Source organism: Bacillus coahuilensis m4-4 (genome assembly GCF_000171615.1).
Classification (GTDB): domain Bacteria; phylum Bacillota; class Bacilli; order Bacillales; family Bacillaceae_K; genus Bacillus_T; species Bacillus_T coahuilensis.
Genome location: NZ_ABFU01000053.3, coordinates 14,764 through 33,001 on the forward strand (window position 1 = coordinate 14,764; position 18,238 = coordinate 33,001).

At 36.2% G+C, this 18,238-nt stretch carries 20 protein-coding genes and 5 pseudogenes; 8 read left to right on the plus strand and 17 right to left on the minus strand.

The window, feature by feature from the left end; all coding sequences use genetic code 11:
• Window positions 1-314: 314 nt before the first annotated feature.
• The 3 genes and pseudogenes from M44_RS29545 to M44_RS29995 all read left to right on the plus strand — a co-directional run.
• Window positions 315-956, plus strand: a pseudogene (locus M44_RS29545) (PAS domain S-box protein); the annotation flags it as partial.
• A gap of 18 nt (window positions 957-974) precedes the next feature.
• Window positions 975-1,376, plus strand: coding sequence for a histidine kinase dimerization/phospho-acceptor domain-containing protein (locus M44_RS29550; protein WP_337444117.1), 402 nt, complete (start codon window positions 975-977; stop codon window positions 1,374-1,376).
• Window positions 1,377-1,395: 19 nt separating this feature from the next.
• A complete protein-coding gene (locus M44_RS29995) occupies window positions 1,396-1,629 on the plus strand; it encodes an ATP-binding protein (protein ID WP_420167115.1) in 234 nt (77 codons plus the stop codon).
• A 36-nt stretch (window positions 1,630-1,665) separates the two neighbouring features.
• Here M44_RS29995 and gsiB read toward each other — a convergent pair whose 3' ends face one another.
• From gsiB to M44_RS13760, 5 genes and pseudogenes are all read right to left on the minus strand, one after another.
• Window positions 1,666-2,064 carry a glucose starvation-inducible protein GsiB gene (gsiB, locus tag M44_RS13735; RefSeq protein ID WP_010174483.1) on the minus strand — a complete coding sequence of 133 codons (399 nt, stop codon included), beginning with the start codon at window positions 2,062-2,064 and terminating at the stop codon, window positions 1,666-1,668.
• Window positions 2,065-2,158: 94 nt separating this feature from the next.
• Entirely contained in the window at window positions 2,159-3,196 is a 1,038-nt protein-coding gene (locus M44_RS13740; protein ID WP_010174484.1) for a M42 family metallopeptidase, read from the minus strand.
• 39 nt (window positions 3,197-3,235) lie between these two features.
• Window positions 3,236-3,409 (minus strand): annotated as a pseudogene (locus M44_RS29045) (alpha/beta hydrolase); the annotation flags it as partial.
• Window positions 3,410-3,540: 131 nt separating this feature from the next.
• A pseudogene (locus M44_RS29050) lies at window positions 3,541-3,729 on the minus strand (alpha/beta hydrolase); the annotation flags it as partial.
• 281 nt (window positions 3,730-4,010) lie between these two features.
• Window positions 4,011-4,481, minus strand: coding sequence for a hypothetical protein (locus M44_RS13760; RefSeq protein WP_010174488.1), 471 nt, complete (start codon window positions 4,479-4,481; stop codon window positions 4,011-4,013).
• A gap of 146 nt (window positions 4,482-4,627) precedes the next feature.
• On the opposite strand from M44_RS13760, the gene M44_RS13765 reads away from it, so the two are divergent.
• Window positions 4,628-5,095, plus strand: a complete 468-nt coding sequence (locus M44_RS13765; protein ID WP_155814969.1) for a DUF2538 family protein — start codon at window positions 4,628-4,630, stop codon at window positions 5,093-5,095.
• A 44-nt stretch (window positions 5,096-5,139) separates the two neighbouring features.
• Here M44_RS13765 and M44_RS13770 read toward each other — a convergent pair whose 3' ends face one another.
• The 5 genes from M44_RS13770 to yknW all read right to left on the minus strand — a co-directional run bounded on the left by M44_RS13770 (window position 5,140) and on the right by yknW (window position 9,651).
• Window positions 5,140-5,841: a TerC family protein gene (locus M44_RS13770; RefSeq protein ID WP_420167116.1), complete on the minus strand. Its 702-nt coding sequence runs from the start codon at window positions 5,839-5,841 to the stop codon at window positions 5,140-5,142.
• Window positions 5,842-5,993: 152 nt separating this feature from the next.
• Complete coding sequence (locus M44_RS13775) at window positions 5,994-7,187, minus strand: ABC transporter permease (protein ID WP_010174491.1); 1,194 nt, start codon at window positions 7,185-7,187, stop codon at window positions 5,994-5,996.
• A complete protein-coding gene (locus tag M44_RS13780; RefSeq protein WP_010174492.1) occupies window positions 7,184-7,870 on the minus strand; it encodes an ABC transporter ATP-binding protein in 687 nt (228 codons plus the stop codon). Before M44_RS13780 ends, M44_RS13775 begins: the two co-directional genes overlap by 4 nt.
• 112 nt (window positions 7,871-7,982) lie before the next feature.
• A complete protein-coding gene (locus M44_RS23325) occupies window positions 7,983-8,999 on the minus strand; it encodes an efflux RND transporter periplasmic adaptor subunit (RefSeq protein ID WP_010174494.1) in 1,017 nt (338 codons plus the stop codon).
• Window positions 8,992-9,651 (minus strand): YknW family membrane protein, encoded by a 660-nt coding sequence (gene yknW / locus M44_RS13790; RefSeq protein ID WP_010174495.1) that lies wholly within the window; start codon window positions 9,649-9,651, stop codon window positions 8,992-8,994. Before yknW ends, M44_RS23325 begins: the two co-directional genes overlap by 8 nt.
• 229 nt (window positions 9,652-9,880) lie before the next feature.
• On the opposite strand from yknW, the pseudogene trhO reads away from it, so the two are divergent.
• Window positions 9,881-10,847, plus strand: a pseudogene (gene trhO / locus M44_RS23330) (oxygen-dependent tRNA uridine(34) hydroxylase TrhO).
• Window positions 10,848-11,016: 169 nt separating this feature from the next.
• Here the strand turns inward: trhO and M44_RS13800 are convergent.
• On the minus strand, window positions 11,017-11,652 hold the full coding sequence (locus tag M44_RS13800) for an FMN-dependent NADH-azoreductase (protein WP_010174498.1): 636 nt from the start codon (window positions 11,650-11,652) through the stop codon (window positions 11,017-11,019).
• Window positions 11,653-11,845: 193 nt separating this feature from the next.
• Window positions 11,846-11,995, minus strand: coding sequence for a hypothetical protein (locus M44_RS27080; protein ID WP_010174499.1), 150 nt, complete (start codon window positions 11,993-11,995; stop codon window positions 11,846-11,848).
• A 297-nt stretch (window positions 11,996-12,292) separates the two neighbouring features.
• Here M44_RS27080 and M44_RS25470 point away from each other — a divergent pair, with 297 nt between their 5' ends.
• Both M44_RS25470 and M44_RS25475 read left to right on the plus strand, forming a co-directional pair.
• A complete protein-coding gene (locus tag M44_RS25470) occupies window positions 12,293-12,673 on the plus strand; it encodes a hypothetical protein (protein ID WP_050770994.1) in 381 nt (126 codons plus the stop codon).
• Entirely contained in the window at window positions 12,648-13,106 is a 459-nt protein-coding gene (locus tag M44_RS25475) for a hypothetical protein (RefSeq protein WP_050770995.1), read from the plus strand. The genes M44_RS25470 and M44_RS25475 overlap by 26 nt, the downstream gene beginning before the upstream one ends.
• A gap of 213 nt (window positions 13,107-13,319) precedes the next feature.
• Here the strand turns inward: M44_RS25475 and M44_RS29555 are convergent.
• Window positions 13,320-14,140: pseudogene (locus M44_RS29555) on the minus strand (nucleoside hydrolase).
• An 86-nt stretch (window positions 14,141-14,226) separates the two neighbouring features.
• Entirely contained in the window at window positions 14,227-15,063 is an 837-nt protein-coding gene (locus M44_RS13820; protein ID WP_010174502.1) for a manganese catalase, read from the minus strand.
• A gap of 172 nt (window positions 15,064-15,235) precedes the next feature.
• Between M44_RS13820 and M44_RS13825 the strand changes: the two genes are divergently transcribed.
• Window positions 15,236-15,553 carry a hypothetical protein gene (locus tag M44_RS13825; RefSeq protein ID WP_010174503.1) on the plus strand — a complete coding sequence of 106 codons (318 nt, stop codon included), beginning with the start codon at window positions 15,236-15,238 and terminating at the stop codon, window positions 15,551-15,553.
• A gap of 231 nt (window positions 15,554-15,784) precedes the next feature.
• On the opposite strand, the gene M44_RS13830 is transcribed toward M44_RS13825, so the two are convergent.
• From M44_RS13830 to M44_RS25495, 3 genes are read right to left on the minus strand one after another with little or no spacing between them, the layout of a single operon-like run.
• A complete protein-coding gene (locus M44_RS13830; protein ID WP_010174504.1) occupies window positions 15,785-16,969 on the minus strand; it encodes a GTP-binding protein in 1,185 nt (394 codons plus the stop codon).
• A gap of 40 nt (window positions 16,970-17,009) precedes the next feature.
• Window positions 17,010-17,741, minus strand: coding sequence for an FAD-dependent oxidoreductase (locus tag M44_RS25490; protein WP_081447536.1), 732 nt, complete (start codon window positions 17,739-17,741; stop codon window positions 17,010-17,012).
• Between the two features lie 31 nt (window positions 17,742-17,772).
• Window positions 17,773-18,171: an FAD/NAD(P)-binding protein gene (locus M44_RS25495; RefSeq protein ID WP_050770998.1), complete on the minus strand. Its 399-nt coding sequence runs from the start codon at window positions 18,169-18,171 to the stop codon at window positions 17,773-17,775.
• Window positions 18,172-18,238: the final 67 nt, after the last annotated feature.

Consider the following 18,238-nt stretch of genomic DNA (forward strand, 5'->3'; position numbering starts at 1 on the left):
CTTATTTACTCCTTGCAGTTGTGATGAATGGTTAGGTTCATCCATACAGGCGTCGGAGGTTAGTTTTACGCTCGGGTAAGTGATACTATTTCGTAAATTTACTAGCGTTATAGTTTAACAAAGCATATGAAAAAAGAAACGAAAATGCTCTAGTAACTATGTTATAATAGCCAATGAAAACAAAAACAAAAGTGGTGAAGATAGATGCTTTTTGAACTTCAGCAATACATAGAACAAAAACTTTCAATAAAAGAAGGATTAGAGCAATCACCTTTCCCTATTCTTTTAGGACATAGAGGGAAGTTTTTTATGGAAATAAACAGGCTCTTGACCTATTGGAATTAAATTCAGTAAGTCAATTAATTGGGAGTGACGTCCTACAATTTACTCATCAGAGTTCGTTGAAGGATACGAAAAACGATTTAATTGAGTTAGATACACATAATAGAATAAAAGATACGATAAGAAATATCTTAACTTCAAATGGCCGACCATTAACCATTCACAGTTCAATTATTCCAATCTCAATAGACTCAAAACGGATTGATTATGTAGTAATAAAACAATCTGAAGGAACAGTAAACAAACGTACTTGTTTTGAATTACAAAATACTCACTTTGAAATGCTACTGGAGCATTCTGTAGATGCTATAGCTCTTGTAACTAATCAACACCTACATTATATTAATCAAGCAGGCGTTGAGCTACTTGGGGCCACTTCTTCCAGTGACCTAATCGGACAAAATATTTTAAACTTTTTTCCATCTACCTATCATAAAGAGCTAGAAGAACGATTCCAATCTGTCCTTAATTTTAAAAACCTTACGGAAGGATATGAGCGAGATATCATAGATTTGAATGGTCACTCTAAGATAGTACGGACCATCATTATGCCATTTGAAATCCATCATCAACCTTCCTTTCAAATCATTATTAGAGATGTAACAAAAGAAAAGCTTCTTAAAGAAAAAGAGATACAATCTGAAAAATTACTAACAGCTGGTCGACTAGCCGCTGGGATAGCTCATGAACTAAGAAATCCCTTAACAGCTGTTAAAGGATTTCTACAATTATTACAAGAACAGTCTTCTTCTTTGAATCATTATCTTGACATCATGTCAGTAGAGTTAAATAAAATTGAACAAATTACAGGGCAGTTACTATCCCTTTCCAACCCACTGGCCCATAAATATAAATCATTATACCTTTCTGATATACTCCATGAAACTGTAGGGACTTTAAGACAGAATGACCTCATTCATAACATTAGTATTCAGCTAGAGGTTCCATTGGATTCTAGTAAAATATATGGAAATGTCCATCAGCTATCTCAAATGCTACATCAATTAAATAAAAAATTCAATAGAATCTATTAGGGTAAAAGGTACTATTGTCATACGCTTAGTAGAATACGGGGATGAGTGTCATATTCAAATTCAAGATACCGGATGTGGGATCAATCAGGATCTACAACATAAAATATTTGAACCCTTCTTTACTACCAAAGATTTTGGGACTGGATTAGGATTAACCATTGTTGCTTCTATTGTAGAAGAACACAACGGTAAACTATCTTTCACATCCAATAAAAAAGGGAACAACCTTTCGTATTACTTTTCCAAAATATAAAAACGAGGCTGTGCGATGACAGCCTCGTTTTGTGTATTAATTTGACGAGTTGTTAGTGCCGCTATTATTTCCGCCTTTTTGACCGATTTCTTTATAAAACTCTTTGTCATGATTGTTTGAAGTTGCTTGTCCGCCTTTTTGACCAATCTCTTGGTAGAAATCTTTATCGTGATTGTTAGCAGTAGCTTCTCCACCTTTTTGTCCAATCTCTTGGTAGAATTCTTTGTCATGATTGTCGGCTGTAGCTTCTCCGCCTTTTTGTCCGATCTCTTGGTAGAATTCTTTGTCATGATTGTCGGCTGTAGCTTCTCCACCTTTTTGTCCGATTTCTTGGTAGAATTCTTTGTCATGATTGTTTGAAGTTGCTTGTCCGCCTTTTTTTCCAGCTTCTTCATACGACATTTTTCCATTGTTTTGGTTGTTGTTTTGTGCCATGATTCAATCTCTCCCTTTCGTCGGTTAGTAGTATCGCTTACATTTATTACTTAACCGGAAATACGAAAGAATAAACCGATTGCCAACTACCAAATTATACTAGTTCAGATAGAACATATTGATATACTAATCGGTACGTTTGTTCAAGTGAACTTTTATGAGTTCGCTCAAATGCATGTGAAGATTCTATCCCAGGTCCTATAAGTCCATGTTTCACATCAAAACCTGCACGTATAGCAGCAGAGGCATCAGAACCGTAATATGGATAGATGTCCACTTTATATCCAATATTATTTTCTTCTGCTAACCTCACTAGTTTTTTCCGAAGTTCATAATGATAGGGACCACTTGAATCCTTTGCACATATGGAAACAGTATATTCATCTGTTGATTGTCCATCACCCATAGCCCCCATATCAACGGCTAAATATTCTACCGTTTCCGGTGTGATATTACTATTACCGCCATACCCTATTTCCTCGTTATTTGAGATGAGAAAATGAGTAGTATAAGGTAAAGATTCGTGCGTACTAATTTCTTTAATTAGCTCAACAAGAATCCCGACACTTGCCTTATCATCTAAATGCCTAGACTTAATGAAGCCGCTATCAGTCACTTCTACACGTGGAGAAAAGGAGATAAAATCACCAACACTAATACCTAGCTCCCTGACTTCATTCGCATTATTTACTTTTTCATCAATTCGTACTTCAATATTTTGCTCATCTCTCTTAGCTTCACGTGCATCTTTATATACATGTACAGATGTTTGATGCATAAGAATGGTTCCAGAATACTCTTTTCCAGACGTTGTATGAATCGTACAATACTCTCCTTCTACACTATTCCAATTAAAGCCACCAATCATGGAAAGCTTCAAACGACCATTCCCTTTAATTTCTTTCACCATTGCACCCAAAGTATCTACATGCGCAGTTAGTAAGCGATGCTTGGTCGTATCCTTACCTTCTATTGTAATAAGAAGTCCACCTTTATGGTTGCGTTTCATTTCTAAAGGAAGACCTGCTAACATTGACTCCACTTTTTCAATAGCCCTACCTGTAAAACCAGATGGACTAGGAGTTTTAACTAGCTCTTCAATTGTATGTATGATCCTATTCGTTATTTCCACTGCAATGCCCCCCGTTTTGAATTCATTTTTAGCTCACTCTTAGTTTAATAAAGAATAAATTGTAATCCAAGAGATTATTTCTTCTGTCACAAGATCTATTTGCTCTTTAGAAGTTAACGGACTATTCCTGTCCCCTTTTTGAGGTCCGTAAATTCCAAAGTTCGCATGGTTTCCCTCATCTATTACAACTATTTCATTAGGTCTTGACAACCACTTATTTTTTCTTCCATTTCTTCAGAAGTCGCTAAGCCATCTAGAGAAGCACTTATTGATAAGCTCAGTAAGTCATTGATAGTAGACATATCTTCAACTGAATAAGAGGTTAAATAGATAATCCCTTTTATTTAATTATTGTCTAGTACAATAGTTGAAGCTGCTGCCCCGCCCAATGAATGTACGCCTATATACCACTCTTCAATACTAGGATAATCCATAATGATCTCTTCCGCTTTATTTGTTCCAAGTATAGCAAGATTTAAAGGCATATTAGGCATGACGACCATGATATTTTGTTTCTTCAATTGAACACCAAGATATGAATAAGCCTATTCTCCACCTATACGCCAGGATAAAAGATAAAATCAATGGATGCCACATCATTTCAAAAGACGATTCTCTTTCGACCTTTGCTCAATATATAATAATGCTTCTTCTGTTGGTTCATATGTATCAGTGGCCCACATATAAAAACCAGTTCCTCCAAACAATATAAAGGCAAACAAGAGAATGAAGAACCATTTCAACCATTTCTTACAAAAAAAAACCCTCCTTCTCCTCTTCAGTATGGAGGACAATAAACGGAGGGGCAACTATATTAATACTCTGGGTTCAATATTTCTAACCAACGAGTTGTATTTTCATAAATGACTTTTTCAAAATAATGAATTTCAAATGCTTGAAGATGTGAAAGTTTTAAAAGCTCAAAGCCTTCTAATTCACATATACTTTGTTCGATTTCAAGTATTTCTTGTGCACTAGCATATTCATTCCCACCTTTTCTTGGTAGTGGAATGCAAATTTTCTGTGATGAAGTTAGTGTAAAGGGCTCAGTAGATAATTTCCGTAGTTGTTGATTGATATCTTTTAAGGGAATGCCGTGAACTGATCCTAACAAGAAATTTCGGAAGAACAGTTCTTTAATTTCTGATTCTTTCCATTCCTCTTTCCACATAACGATATGATTTTTTATTGTATTTGTAATATGAAGCTTAATCGACTGTGTCCAATCTGATTTTTCAATCGATTGAGCTCCATGTACATTTTTTGCTAGAATTCCTTCTTTCATTCTAAATACACCTCTAACTCTCCCATAATTACTATATCTTTCGACAAAACTCTACTTTTTTATGAGGGGCAATATTAGGGCTTTGGTTTGATTTTATATGAATAACATTCTACCTAGTACATATAATACATGTACTAAATTCTTACATGAATAACGTTGAGGTGAATGACATGTATTTCTTATGTAAAATTCATAGACAAAACTACATGAAATGTATCAATTTTATTTTCCCACATGCAATGGGTAGCCCTAAACTTCGAGTTGGATGTTACATTCTTAGTATGCCTTCTATTTTCCCTAAGGTAGACATAGCAGATATCGATTACCCCTGGGACTGGATGTATAAGCTAGAAGACATTGTTACCTATATCGAAGAAGATGCCAAATGTTATCAATTTTCTATGAAGAATAGACTATATGATGCTCAGTATGAACCTCTACATAGCGATTTATTTCATTCCCTCCCCCTAGAAGATCAACATTTTTTCCAATGGTTAGAAAGTTCTTTTTCCCACTCCTCAGCAAATAATAAGAAGGACCATTTTACTCATCCAGTACAAAATCAAATTTATCAAACATGTCTTGCCATTTTGGATAATGAAGACGATATGTAACAGAAAAAAGACTGCCGGCGGGCAGTCTCATAATTTTTAGTTCTTTATTTTCCTTCTGCTAAGGCTTTCTTTTTATTAATGGCGTGCACAATAAATGTTCCTAAGAATGCTAACAGAATAATCATAAAGAATAAAGTATGCTCAATATGAATATGGAATACACTTAACAACATCTTTAATGAAATGATTCCAATAAGTACAAAGGCCGTGGTCTCTAACTCTGGAATTCTATCAATCAAGGCAATGAACACTCTTGCGACTGTTCTCATCATGATAATACCTAACATACCACCAACTAACAGAACCCAAACTTGTTCAGAAATCGCAAATGCCGCTAAAATACTATCAACAGAAAATGCAATGTCCACAATTTCTACTGAAATAACGGTACCCCAAAACAAACCAAATGTTCTTACAAGCCAACCATCTTTTTTTACTGCTTTTGCATCGTCATCTCCCTCTTTATGAGCGAAGTGTTTATAAACGATCCATCCGAGGTACGCTGCACCTAATACTTTAATCCACCAGAACTTAATTAAATATACACCTAAACCAATAAATAAGAATCGGAAGAAGTAAGCTCCCATCAATCCATACGTTAATGCCTTTTTTCGTTGTTTGTCTGGTAAATGTTTTACCATTATAGCAAGAACAAGTGCATTATCAGCTGATAATAGACCTTCGAGAACAACTAGTGTTCCAATTAATCCCCAGTTGACTGGATCTGAAAGAACTTCAACCCACATACTCCAATCGAAGAAAGACGCATAGGTTGAAAGAATTTGTTGTATGATTTCCAAAGAAAATCCTCCTAGTAATTAATAGAGATAGTTTCATATACTTTTTCTATTTTACACCCTTATTCTAAAAATACAATACAAGTGGTTTAATAGATTGCTTATTCATATCGAAGAGCATCAATCGGATCAAGCTTAGCCGCTTTATTCGCAGGTAACATACCAAAGACAATTCCAATCACCATTGAAAATACTACAGCACCTACTACTACAACCCATGAAATTAAACTTGGCCAATCCGCAAAAAACGATACGAGATTTGCTGCGACAGCTCCCAGTAAAATCCCTAATAATCCACCAATTAAGGTCAAGGTCATGGATTCAATTAAGAATTGTGTTAAAATTTGTTGTCTAGTTGCTCCTAATGCTTTACGAATTCCAATCTCACGAGTTCTTTCTGTTACTGAAACGAGCATAATATTCATAACGCCAATACCACCAACTAATAAGGAGACCCCCGCAATACTTCCAATAATACTTGTCATGATGGTCGTGATTTGACCAATACTATCTGCTAGCTCCTCTAAATTAAAGACTTGATAAGAGTCTTCCGTATTATGTAGACGATTTAATAAGGCTGTTGCTTCTTCACCTACCACTTGCAAATCGTCTGCGGTTTCCGTTTGAATGGTTACTTGATTGAAATTATTTTGTCCAAATGCTTGACGGTAGGTGCTAAAAGGTAAATACATTTCGTTTGCGCCAAAGGCAAGAAGACCCGTGGGTTCTTCTAATACTCCGATGACTTCCATCGGTTCCTTTCCAACCCAAATAATCTCACCGATTGGAGAAGAATTAGGAAAATACTCCTTTTTTATTTCTGCACTAATTACTCCTACCCTTCTTCCACCTAGAAAGTCGGCAGAAGTTAAATTTCTTCCTTCTACGAAGTCTAAATCGTTCACTCGAAGATAAGCGTCATTAATAGCATAAAGAGTAAGATCAAACTGCTCTTCTTTGTAACGTGATGATTCAAATGATGTTGTCATTCCGACAACATGTTTAACCCCTTCTATTTCTTTCAAAGCATTTATATCTTCTTGAGTAAAAGCATCTAAAAAATAGGCATTGGGGTTACTTTGGAGTTCCTCTTCACTAGGCTGATACATCACTTCTATCGTATTACCCTCACCGACAATGGTACTCTTTATCATTTGTTCTCCGCCTTGACCAATAGCAACCACAACAATGACGGATGCCACACCGATAATGATACCTAGCATTGTCAGAATGGACCTCATCTTATGAGCCAGAACAGAAGAAAAGGCCATTTTTACATTTTCTATCAAATTCATACTCTAGCCACCCTCTCTTCATCAGAGACTATGAGGCCATCTCTTACAAAAATAACACGATTGGCATATTCTGCAACTTCATTTTCATGGGTAACCAAAATAATGGTCGTTCCTTCACGATTTAAACTTGTGAATAATTCCATGATCGATTCACTCGTTTTCGTATCCAATGCACCAGTTGGTTCGTCGGCTAAAATAATTTTAGGTTCATTTACTAATGCACGAGCAATGGCAACACGTTGTTTTTGACCACCTGATAATTCATTCGGAAGATGGTGGATCCTATCTTCCAATCCTACCTTTACAAGTGCTTGCTTGGCTCTTTCTGCTCTTTCTTTTTTAGAAATCCCAGCATATACCATTGGAAGTTCTACATTTTTTAGTGCCGTTAATCTAGGTAGAAGTTGAAACTGTTGAAATACAAATCCTATCGAACGATTTCTTACAGCTGCAAGTTCATGTTCTTTATAATTGGAGATGTTTTCATTTTCAAACAAGTATTCTCCCTTGGTTGGTTTATCAAGACATCCAATCATATTCATCAAAGTGGACTTTCCAGATCCTGACGGGCCCATAATCGCTACGTATTCCCCTTCATGGATGGTAACATCTATCCCCTTTAATACATCGAAGGTTTCTTTACCAATCGTATAACTTTTCACAATTGAATTTAATGAGATCATTTTACACTCACTTCCGCACCTTCATTAATAGGCTCAGAACTTAAAATAACTCGATCTTCCTTGTTTAACCCCGAAACAATCTCGATTTCGTCTACTGTTGTAACTCCAACCTTCACTCTTTTTTAACCGCGTTTCCATCTTCAACTACCAGAACAAAATATCCCTCTTCATCCTCTTGAACGACTTCCACAGGTAACACATCCACCGTTTTTCGGTCTGTTTCTATGTCCATAAATAGTTGAAATCCTGGTTTAATTTCTGTGATATCCTCTTCTACTTTCACCGTAATAGGATATTGAACAACGCCATTTGTTGTAAAGCCTTCTGACATCCCTTGGTCCACAGGTAGTAATCCTACTTCAGAAACAGACCCTGTCCAGGTCTTATCTGTTACAACTTCAGATCGTAGGCTCACAGGCTGACCGCTTTCAAGTTTAATAGAATCATATTCTGAAATAGACCCTGTTACAATCATACTGTTTAAATTTACAATATGGATAAAAGGTGTCTGCATTTCAGACGTAATTCCGTCTGTAACGGTCTCGTCAAGTGACAAAATCGTTCCATCTATCTCAGCCGTAACGACTAACTCCTCTTCTTGTTCTGTCAAGGCATCTCGTTGTAACATATTTTGTTTTAAACCAATGTTAGCTAATCGAAGCTCCATATTTAATTGATCTCGCTCAGCAGCTATTTGTTTTTTCGCTTCTTCTTTTCCAATTTGTTCCGTTAACTCTTTTTCTTTTGAAGGTAAGTCATCCAGCTGATCTTGAACTCTATTAATTTGTAGATAATCTGATTCCATTGCTAATTTATTTTGCTCCATCTCAAGCTCTAATTGATTACTTTTATAAGTATAAAGAGTATCACCAGATTTTACATTCTGTCCTTCTTCCACTTTTATCCCATCTATTTTTCCTTTAGTAGGATCAAGATAATATTTCTTTTCTTCTTGAATCTTAAGGGTACCAGGTATCATGACATCTGATGAGATTTCCTTATTCTCTAGTGAAACAATTGACACGTCCATTGGTCCATTTTTTGCTTGTGTTTTGTAGACATTAAAACCAATCAAGGCTGCAATTAAGGTTACAACCCCTATTCCAATCCAAAGTTTCTTTTTAGACAAAGGATGCTCCTCCTAACACAGCTCCAATTACCGCCATTACGACAGCAAATGCATAGAAAATTAAGGCAATCGTCCATGCTTTTCCTTTCGTTAATTCAGCAATTATTTGTAGGCCCATCGCTGTTAAAATTGTTGTCCAAATGGAAAACACTTCAATTGAACCTAAGATAGCCCCTACTACTCCTTTTGCTTCTACTAAACTATTAAGGCTTGTTATATATACTTCTGGATTTGTTCCTAAGAAGTATGAGATTAAACTATTAAATGCTGCACCTGTAAATCCTAAAAATCCAATAAAAATGGACATCGAGAATAATTGTTTAAAGGTTGCATCTGAAGCAAACAATTTTACGAATAGCAAAGTAACAGCAGTGGTGATTAATATTCCAATTGGAGCAACCAGAACACCTGCAAAAACAGCTCCACCTATGGCAAATACCTGCATACCCTCCGCATCAAAAGAAACATCTCCCATGCTTTCGTAAATATATGGATTGATAGAAACCAGATATACACTTATGGCCATGACTACCATAGAAAGGATTAAAGGAATCCATATAACTGGTCTTTCTTTAATTCTTTTTAAATTTTCTCCTGGACTTACCCAAAGACCAAACAATGAAGGCTTTTTTGTTTCTACGATTTTTTCCATTTCACTTCTCCCCTAACTTGTAAATAATGTACTATCTATAATGTATCTCTATTGTAGGTACGTCGAAAATACAATAAAGTTTCAGAAAAAATTAATTTTCTTGATGAAAAATTCTATTCATAGCTTTGGAGTTCTATTTTTGTTATAATGGAACATTGTAAGATAAATATTTAACCCTATGTGTTACTAGTATATCTTGCAAATATACTGAGATAGGTGGAATGATTCAATGAATCAACAAGAATACAAAGTACTTCTGTACTACAAATACGTGTCCATTGAAAATGGTCAGGAATTCGCTAAGGAACATAAAGAAATGTGTTTAAACCTTGGACTTCTAGGAAGAATTATCATTGCCGATGAAGGAATAAATGGAACAGTGTCAGGAACAGTTGAGCAAACAAATGAATATATGCGTATTATGAAGGAAGATCCTCGCTTTAGTGATATGGTATATAAAATAGATGAAAGTACTGAACACGCGTTCCCGCGCATGAAAGTACGCTATCGTCCTGAACTCGTTACCCTTAGATTAGAAGACGATGTGAATCCACATGAAGTAACAGGAAAGTATTTATCACCAGAAGAATTTCGTGAAGGTATACTAGATGAGGATACAATCGTTTTAGATGCACGTAACACATATGAATATGATTTAGGACATTTCCGAGGGGCGATTCGTCCAGACGTTCTAAATTTCCGTGATTTACCACAGTGGGTCAGAGACAATAAAGAAATATTTGCAGATAAAAAAATTAATTACGTATTGCACAGGCGGCATACGTTGTGAAAAATTCTCTGGCTGGTTAGTAAAAGAAGGCTTTAAAGATGTTGGTCAACTGCACGGTGGGATTGTCACATACGGTCAAGACCCTGAAGTACAAGGGGAACTATGGGATGGTCAACTGTATGTTTTTGATGAGAGAATTGGAATACCTGTGAATCAAAAAGAGCATGTTATTGTAGGGAAAGATTATTTCTCAGACGAACCTTGCGAGCGCTATGTTAACTGCGCAAACCCGTTCTGTAACAAAAAAATTCTTTGTTCTGAGGAAAATGAGCATAAATATATGCGTAGCTGTTCACATGAATGTAGAACGCATGAACGTAACCGTTATGTTAAACAGCACAACCTTACTGAACAAGAAGTGGCAGTAAGATTACAATTAATTGAGCAAGAAGTTCAAGTTCATTAATTTATCACAAGGAGTAGAACGAATTAGATTCTACTCCTTTTTCTATTTTCTACTACTATTTGCAGAGGATAATTAGACACGTTAACACATAAATGCAGAAAAATTATAAACAAACTAAAAAACGGTACATCATCCATAATGAGATGATGACCGTTTTGAGTAGAGTATTTTAGAATGTATGCGCTAAATCCTTCGCACGAGTAATAGCGTCTGCTTTAATTTGCTCTGCTTTATCTGGCATTGCATTATGGCCTTCTACAAATAACCCTTCAAATGAAGGAACTCCAAAGAATTGCATCACAACACCTAAATAGCGGTGACCCATTTCCATTCCTGCAGCAGGTCCTTCAGAGTAAACTCCACCACGAGCTTGAATGTGAAGTGCTTTCTTATCTGTAAGTAGACCTACAGGTCCCTGCTCCGTATATTTAAAGGACTTTCCAGCAACAGAGACAGAGTCAATATACGCTTTTAATACAGGAGGGAATGAGAAGTTCCAAAGTGGTGAAACAAATACATATTTATCAGCCGCAACAAATTGTTCTACTAACTCTGAAAGACGCCCAACTTTTGCTTTTTCATGTTCAGAAAGTTCCTCAAATCCTTGACCTGATTGTAATTTACCCCACCCACTAAAAACATCTGCATCAATAGATGGAATGTTTTCTTTATAAAGGTCGATGTGAATCACTTCATCATTTGGATTTGATTCTTTATATTGCTCAATAAACTCTTTTCCTACTGCCATACTGTAAGACATTTTGTCATCGTGTGGATGAGCTGTGATATACAAAACTTGTGCCATTTTCCATTCCTCTTTTCTAATTTTTTTTACACTATAGTTTTTTCTACTTGTGTTAAATTATTAATTATCTTGAATTAAATTATCTTCAATTCGAGATTTATTTTACTCTAAAGTCTGATGATTGACAAGTAAGGTGCTTAACTATTTATATTCTAAAAAAAAAGAACCTATAAGGTTCTAAGGTTCTCCATACTTAGTCATTAGATTCCAAATAAAATGGATTTCCACTAAGATTCATTCTAGCTTCTTCCGTTAATTCAAGTATATCCTGTTCGATAAGGCCTTCACTTGTTTCTAGGCTATGGTGAACACTTCCGTCAAAATGTAACGGTTTTCCTTCCATTTCCACTCACCTCCAACCTTAGACTCTACATAATTTTACCATTTATTCGCGTTCATTTGAGGTAAATTTCAGAAAATCTCATGGATTTTGTCCTTTGTATTATCTACCATTGTAATGAATAGCAATCGATACAGTAGCCTTTTTAGCTAAGGGACTAAATGGTCATGTTTATCCAGTATGTTAGCAAGACAAAGTCCTGTCCCCTATTTCCAACCTCTTTACCAATTATTTTTGTGAGTATTTTATTTTTTTTGGTTTAGAAGCTATAGAGGATATTAACAAAGGTGGATGAGTGTCTTGTTTAGATTGCTATTATTTTATGCTGTTTTATGTTTATGTATAGCTAACAATAGCCACGTAGAAGCTAGTTCTTTTCATGCCTTAGACTTTCAAATAGTTGACCTAGAATGGGAATACGTAGATCAACTCTTACCTAAAGAGTCTACTTTCACGGTCCTTGATATCGAAACTGGGGAAAGGTTTGATGTACAAAGAAGAGCAGGTAGTAACCATATTGATGCTCAGCCGCTTACCGTTCATGATACAAACAAAATGAAAAAGATATTTCACGGTGAATGGAGCTGGAATAGACGTGCTGTATTTGTAGAGTATGAGCAAGTATTGATCCCGGCATCTATACATGGAATGCCTCATGGGGGGAGGTGCCCTTCAAAATAATTTTCCTGGACACACGTGTATTCATTTTATTGGAAGTACCACTCATGGATCTGGAAAAGCCGATCTTTCTCATCAACTTATGATAATAAAGGCTACAGGAAAGCTTCAAGCATATATTCAATCGTTACAACCTAAAGATACGGTTAAAGCATTACTATTGAGCTTAAAAAACAGAGATCATCAAGTAGCAAATCATTTGGCTTTAACTCAATTAACTTATCAAGATATAGAAAATATTGATGCTTTAAAATGGGAAATAAAATCAAGCAGTCAAAACGAAGAAGAAGCTTCGGTTAACGTATCTTTCAAACTGTACATTAAAGACATCGGCCCCATAGAAAGAAAAGTCCATTTCACATTACAACGGAACAAAGTGTTACAACAGTGGGTAGTTGATCCTTCCCCAATCCTATGTACACTTAGTATGGAGTGAGAAAAATTGAAAGTGTTTAAAATTTTTTTAATTACTGCATGCCCATTCAATGACTCTGAATAAAGTGGAGCTATATGATGAAAATGAACTCATTACTTCTCTATCATTTAACGACTTCTTACTGTTAGATATTTAAATTGAAGGGCAATACAGTGTTTTTTTGTGGGTTTATCATAAGTAGCTCTTAAATCTGCAACACTTAATCCTTTACTTTCATTTGCAATAACTACCGTTCACGTCACGTTCAATCGTATACGTTTTATCTATATTTATAAGATAATAAAGTGTAAATACATCATGTATTGGAGCACCTTTAATTCCAGGCAGTACTTTTTCATAATAATTAGCATAGTATTGAGTAAGTACACGTAGTAATTCTTTGTATGGATTAGCTGTATGGCGATAAATGTACAAAGCAACTTCTCTTGAAAGAATAGCACGATTGGTTACATTTAACGGGGTGATATGTACTTGTTTCACGTAGTTTAGAACGATATTTGTCGCATTGGGGTCTCCATAAAAATTCGCTTCAGCGTTTCAAGTAACATTACCAGGTACTTGAAACGCTCCACCCATCAAATAAATATCCTGTACCTTCTTCATCAATTCAGGCTTTAAGTTAAATGCGATCCCTAATGATGTCTGCCTTCCACATCTACAATAACAACCTCATCAATATGCTGTTCAATGATTTCAAACACTTTCTCAAATGGATAAATAGAAGCAGAAAAATCATCTGGTGGTGTATAGGGCCCTAATCCATCTTCCCCGTGTATACCTGGGTAGAAGACTTGAGGTTCTTCTGTAAAAGGGTGAGAAGCCCCCACGATAACAGGTATTTCGGGATGATTAGCAAGATGTAGTAAATAGGCCGCATTCTTAGTTGAATCTGAAACAGAAACATTTCCGTAGCTAGTCACAACCGCAAGTAATTCTATCTCTGGATGAAGAATAGAATACATAATGGCTAGTGAATCATCTATCCCAGGATCTGCAAACAGTATAATCTTCACCAATACGCCCCCTCTTATCATTTTTACATACCTATTCAGGAAGTTATAAAGTAGCACAAAAAACTTAGAGCTGTTATCAAACTCTAAGTTCACCCTCAATAAAATAACTATTTTAAAGATGGTTTTGGCATCGTATCATGAACAAAATATGGTGCTTTAGATAATTTAGGCTTTGAGCCAAATGGACCTGGTTCACTTACGTATTTAAAGGTAGATTTCCCGTCCATGCTTGGTCCACTAGCCCATCTACCTTCAGCACTTGCTTCTCCTCTAGATAAGTTATAAAGATCATATGAGACGGCTTGCTTTTCAAGTTTCCTTGGGAATGTGGTCGGTACGACAATATCTCCTTCTCGTTCTTCTAATTCCGCAATTGCTGCTGCCCATTGATTTTGATGGGCTGTGTCTCTTGCAATAAGGAAGGATAACGTATCTTTTACGCCTGGGTCATCACTTAGTTCATATAATCTAACGGCCTGCAGCCTTCCTTGAGATTCGGCCATTAAGTTTGCCCTAAAATCAGCAAGTAGGTTACCGCTTGCCCCTATATAAGAAGCCGTCCACCTGTTACCAACACTGTCGACAGGCATAGCCCCTAATCCACTAACAATCACATGCTGAGGGTTCATCCCACCCATTACCGCTCCTAAGACAGGATTGCTCTTATACATTTCCTCCTGCAAAGAGACGGGTGCTCCGTCGAGTAATTTAGCTATAAGGGTTGCCAGTAGCTCGACATGACCAATTTCTTCCGTTCCAATATCTAAACATAAGTCTTTATATTTCTTATCCGCTCTAGCGTTAAATCCTTGAAATAAATATTGCATCATAACGGAAATTTCCCCGTATTGTCCGCCTAGAATTTCTTGAAGCTGTTTGGCGAAAACTGGATTTGGGCGACTTGGATTCGCTTCATATTGTAGCTCTTTAATGTGATAAAACATTTAATTCACCTCAGCTAATTTAATTTGTTCCAACACTACATTATGGATAAAAAGCCTGTATTGTGAATAATACATTTAGTATTTTAACAGGTAAGGGCCTATGCTGGTTGTCAGTTCATTTGATATACTACTGGAATAAATAGATTGAAAATGAAAGACCGAGGTGTTTATTATGATTAATGCAACAGGATGGATTACATTCTCCTATATACCAAAAGCAGTAAAAAACTATAAACATAAAGCAAAAATCTCTATTAATAAATTCAGCAAGGAAGGAAACCGATTTGAGGTTCAAACAGTATCCCAACCATTTGAACGTAACGGGGACATTGTTGTGGAAATAAAGTGTAATTTTGACATAACCTTTAACGAACGTTCGTATCAAAAGGAAGCGAGTGATTATATCAGCATCGTGAGTGATGAATTACAAGAATTACTCCCTGTAAAAGGTGCGCCTATTACACAAATTGTGAATATCCAAAAGGTATAAGCTAGGCATTTTCAGTGTTTAATCTTGGTAAATTCTTCACTGTTTGACTTCAAGAACTCCCCTTTATTATTTAACGGAGATACTCTTACGATGACTCAGCTCTATTTTAGCAAGGAGAAATTATCCTATGATAAAAGAAGTCTAACTTTCAAAAAGAAGGTTAGACTTTTTTCTATACACGCCTAATAAATTGACCGAGTCTATACTTTATTAACCTCTATACATTAAAGGTTAACTTTCTTCATAGAACCTAGGCAGATTATCTTCAAACTGACTCCAGTCCATTGTCATCTCTTTTTCTGATAACAAACACTCATCAAGCGTTTGAATAATCTCACTCTTATTCATTTCGATTCCTATCATCACAAGCTCGGTCATTCTATCCCCGTATACTGCATCAAAGCGACTTGCTAATTCTGGTTCTTCCTGTAAAATTTGCTGAATTTCTTCTTTAGGATACGTGGCAAGCCATTCTCCAGCACCTTGAAGCGTAATGGAAGGACCTGCCTGAGATAATAATCCGGTCGTGTTGTTTCTTGAAGATAACCAGAAAAATCCTTTTGCTCTTACGACCTCCACAGGCCAAATTTCTAACCACGCCTGGAACCGCTCAGGGTGAAATGGTTTTTTACTTCGATACACAAATGATGAGATGCCATATTCTTCTGTTTCAGGAGTATGTTCTTCATTCAACTCTTTTATCCAGCCAGCTGCTTGACTTGCTTTTTCAAAATCGAATAAACCTGTATCTAGTATTTCATCTAACGCTATATTGGATTTTACTGTTCTGACAATTTTTGCTTCAGAATTTAATTTTCGTAAAACTGCTTCCAGCTCGTCCGCATCTTCACTAGAAATAAGATCTAATATATTTAGTAGGATAACATCTGCAAATTCAACCTGGTCAATAAGAAGGTCCACTACTTCTCGTTCATCATGCTCATCCGTTGCTTCCTTTCTGTTGAGAAGCGTTTCACCTGAAGCATAATCATGCCAAAAACGATTTCCGTCCACAACAGTTACCATAGTATCTAACCGGCAGATATCAGAAAGTTTTATTCCTAATTCTTCATCTATATACGTAAACGTTTGAGCGACAGGAACAGGCTCAGAGATTCCCGTAGATTCAATCACGATATAATCTAACTCACCTGACTTCACCAGTTTTTCCACTTCTATGATTAAGTCTTCACGTAAGGTGCAGCAAATACAACCATTTTGGAGCTCAACTAATTTTTCATCTGAACGTACCACTTCACTATTTTTTATAAGAGCACCATCTATATTAATTTCACTCATATCATTGACGATAACCCCAATTCTCTTCTGTTCCTTATTGGTTAAAATGTGATGCAATAATGTAGTTTTACCTGATCCTAAGTATCCACTTAAAACTGTAACGGGTACTTTCCCCATGTTCAATCTCTCCTCTTTTATATACCGATAATCAATATCATTACGAATTAAACACTATTCTTTCCGCTGCTTTCCTGGCCCCAGATATATTTCTAGAAACAGGTCCTAATTCTAATTCTGCCAGAGGCCCTAACACATAAAGATGCCTACACCATTCAAGTGATTCGTTCACAATTGGATAGCCGCATCTCGCACATTGAAGTCGTTCTTCTTCTATAAGCTCCTTTAACCAGGATTGACTCATAGCCCTCGATTCAAATCCAGTAGCTAAAATAACAGTCCTAGCTTGCAGACTTTTACCTTCTCTCATTTTCAATTTGACTTTGTTAGAAAGTTGGTTTGCACTTTGTACTTCATCCGTGACTACATGCACCTTCTTTTCTTCCTGTAGCCTCTGTATCTTTTGATTGAGTTCTTTCATTATGGATCCTCTATGCCTTGCTTCATTTATCCATTTTCTTCGCTTTTCATAATCAGGACTTGAAGAAAACTCTGACATAAATTTAGGCCCTAGCCATCCTGGATCACTATCAAAAGACTGTACTCTAAAAGGATGCCGTTTTACGAGTGTAACCTGCCCAGGAAAAAGGGACGCTAACTTGATCACGGTATGTGCTGCCGTTATTCCTCCACCAACGACCACGAACGGCGGCTGTAATGTACGAAGCTCAGGAAATTCTTCACTAAATATATGATGTATATTTTTTAATTGATTACCTTGATCCGCCCAATTTGGAAAGGACAAATGTTGATTTAAGCTGATCGAAATCACTATATTCCTATCTAGTAAAGTGGTACCCTTACTAGTATGGACAGCCCAACGATTCTATTTTTTTATGTACACCCGTTACGATAGCTTGGTACCACATGTTTTGAATAGTGATATCTTTTAAAATAGTAGCTGTATGTTCATTAAATAGTGAAAGAGATGGACGCTTGTAATGCCCATAAAAATCCTCCTTCGTGCCCACACGCTTACCAAACTGATGCAGACTAAATGGATTGGTATCAATGTGATGAACAAAAGGAGACCTTAAATAATTCATGGAGATACGACTAGTGTTTCGCTTCCAAACAGCCATAGGTTCTTCATTAGGGTCGATAATCAGTAAATTTCTACTATCAGCTTTACCAGACTTTATCAGATAGGTAGCGATTGTACATCCATGAACACCTCCACCTATAATGATCCATTCAAACATGTTTACTTCTCCTTAATAAATCGTAATACTTACGATTTATATCATGAAAAAAGAATGGGTTTTCGTC

What these genes read in the sequence shown, in the direction of transcription:
- gsiB (WP_010174483.1), bottom strand. Translation starts at nt 2,064, where the DNA reads ATGGCACAAAACAACAACCAAAACAATGGAAAAATGTCGTATGAAGAA.
- M44_RS13760 (WP_010174488.1), bottom strand. Translation starts at nt 4,481, where the DNA reads ATGAAAGAAGGAATTCTAGCAAAAAATGTACATGGAGCTCAATCGATT.
- M44_RS13765 (WP_155814969.1), top strand. Translation starts at nt 4,628, where the DNA reads ATGAATAACGTTGAGGTGAATGACATGTATTTCTTATGTAAAATTCAT.
- M44_RS13770 (WP_420167116.1), bottom strand. Translation starts at nt 5,841, where the DNA reads ATGTGGGTTGAAGTTCTTTCAGATCCAGTCAACTGGGGATTAATTGGA.
- M44_RS13775 (WP_010174491.1), bottom strand. Translation starts at nt 7,187, where the DNA reads ATGAATTTGATAGAAAATGTAAAAATGGCCTTTTCTTCTGTTCTGGCT.
- M44_RS13780 (WP_010174492.1), bottom strand. Translation starts at nt 7,870, where the DNA reads ATGATCTCATTAAATTCAATTGTGAAAAGTTATACGATTGGTAAAGAA.
- yknW (WP_010174495.1), bottom strand. Translation starts at nt 9,651, where the DNA reads ATGGAAAAAATCGTAGAAACAAAAAAGCCTTCATTGTTTGGTCTTTGG.
- M44_RS13800 (WP_010174498.1), bottom strand. Translation starts at nt 11,652, where the DNA reads ATGGCACAAGTTTTGTATATCACAGCTCATCCACACGATGACAAAATG.
- M44_RS27080 (WP_010174499.1), bottom strand. Translation starts at nt 11,995, where the DNA reads ATGGAAGGAAAACCGTTACATTTTGACGGAAGTGTTCACCATAGCCTA.
- M44_RS25475 (WP_050770995.1), top strand. Translation starts at nt 12,648, where the DNA reads ATGGGGGGAGGTGCCCTTCAAAATAATTTTCCTGGACACACGTGTATT.
- M44_RS13820 (WP_010174502.1), bottom strand. Translation starts at nt 15,063, where the DNA reads ATGTTTTATCACATTAAAGAGCTACAATATGAAGCGAATCCAAGTCGC.
- M44_RS13825 (WP_010174503.1), top strand. Translation starts at nt 15,236, where the DNA reads ATGATTAATGCAACAGGATGGATTACATTCTCCTATATACCAAAAGCA.
- M44_RS13830 (WP_010174504.1), bottom strand. Translation starts at nt 16,969, where the DNA reads ATGGGGAAAGTACCCGTTACAGTTTTAAGTGGATACTTAGGATCAGGT.
- M44_RS25495 (WP_050770998.1), bottom strand. Translation starts at nt 18,171, where the DNA reads ATGTTTGAATGGATCATTATAGGTGGAGGTGTTCATGGATGTACAATC.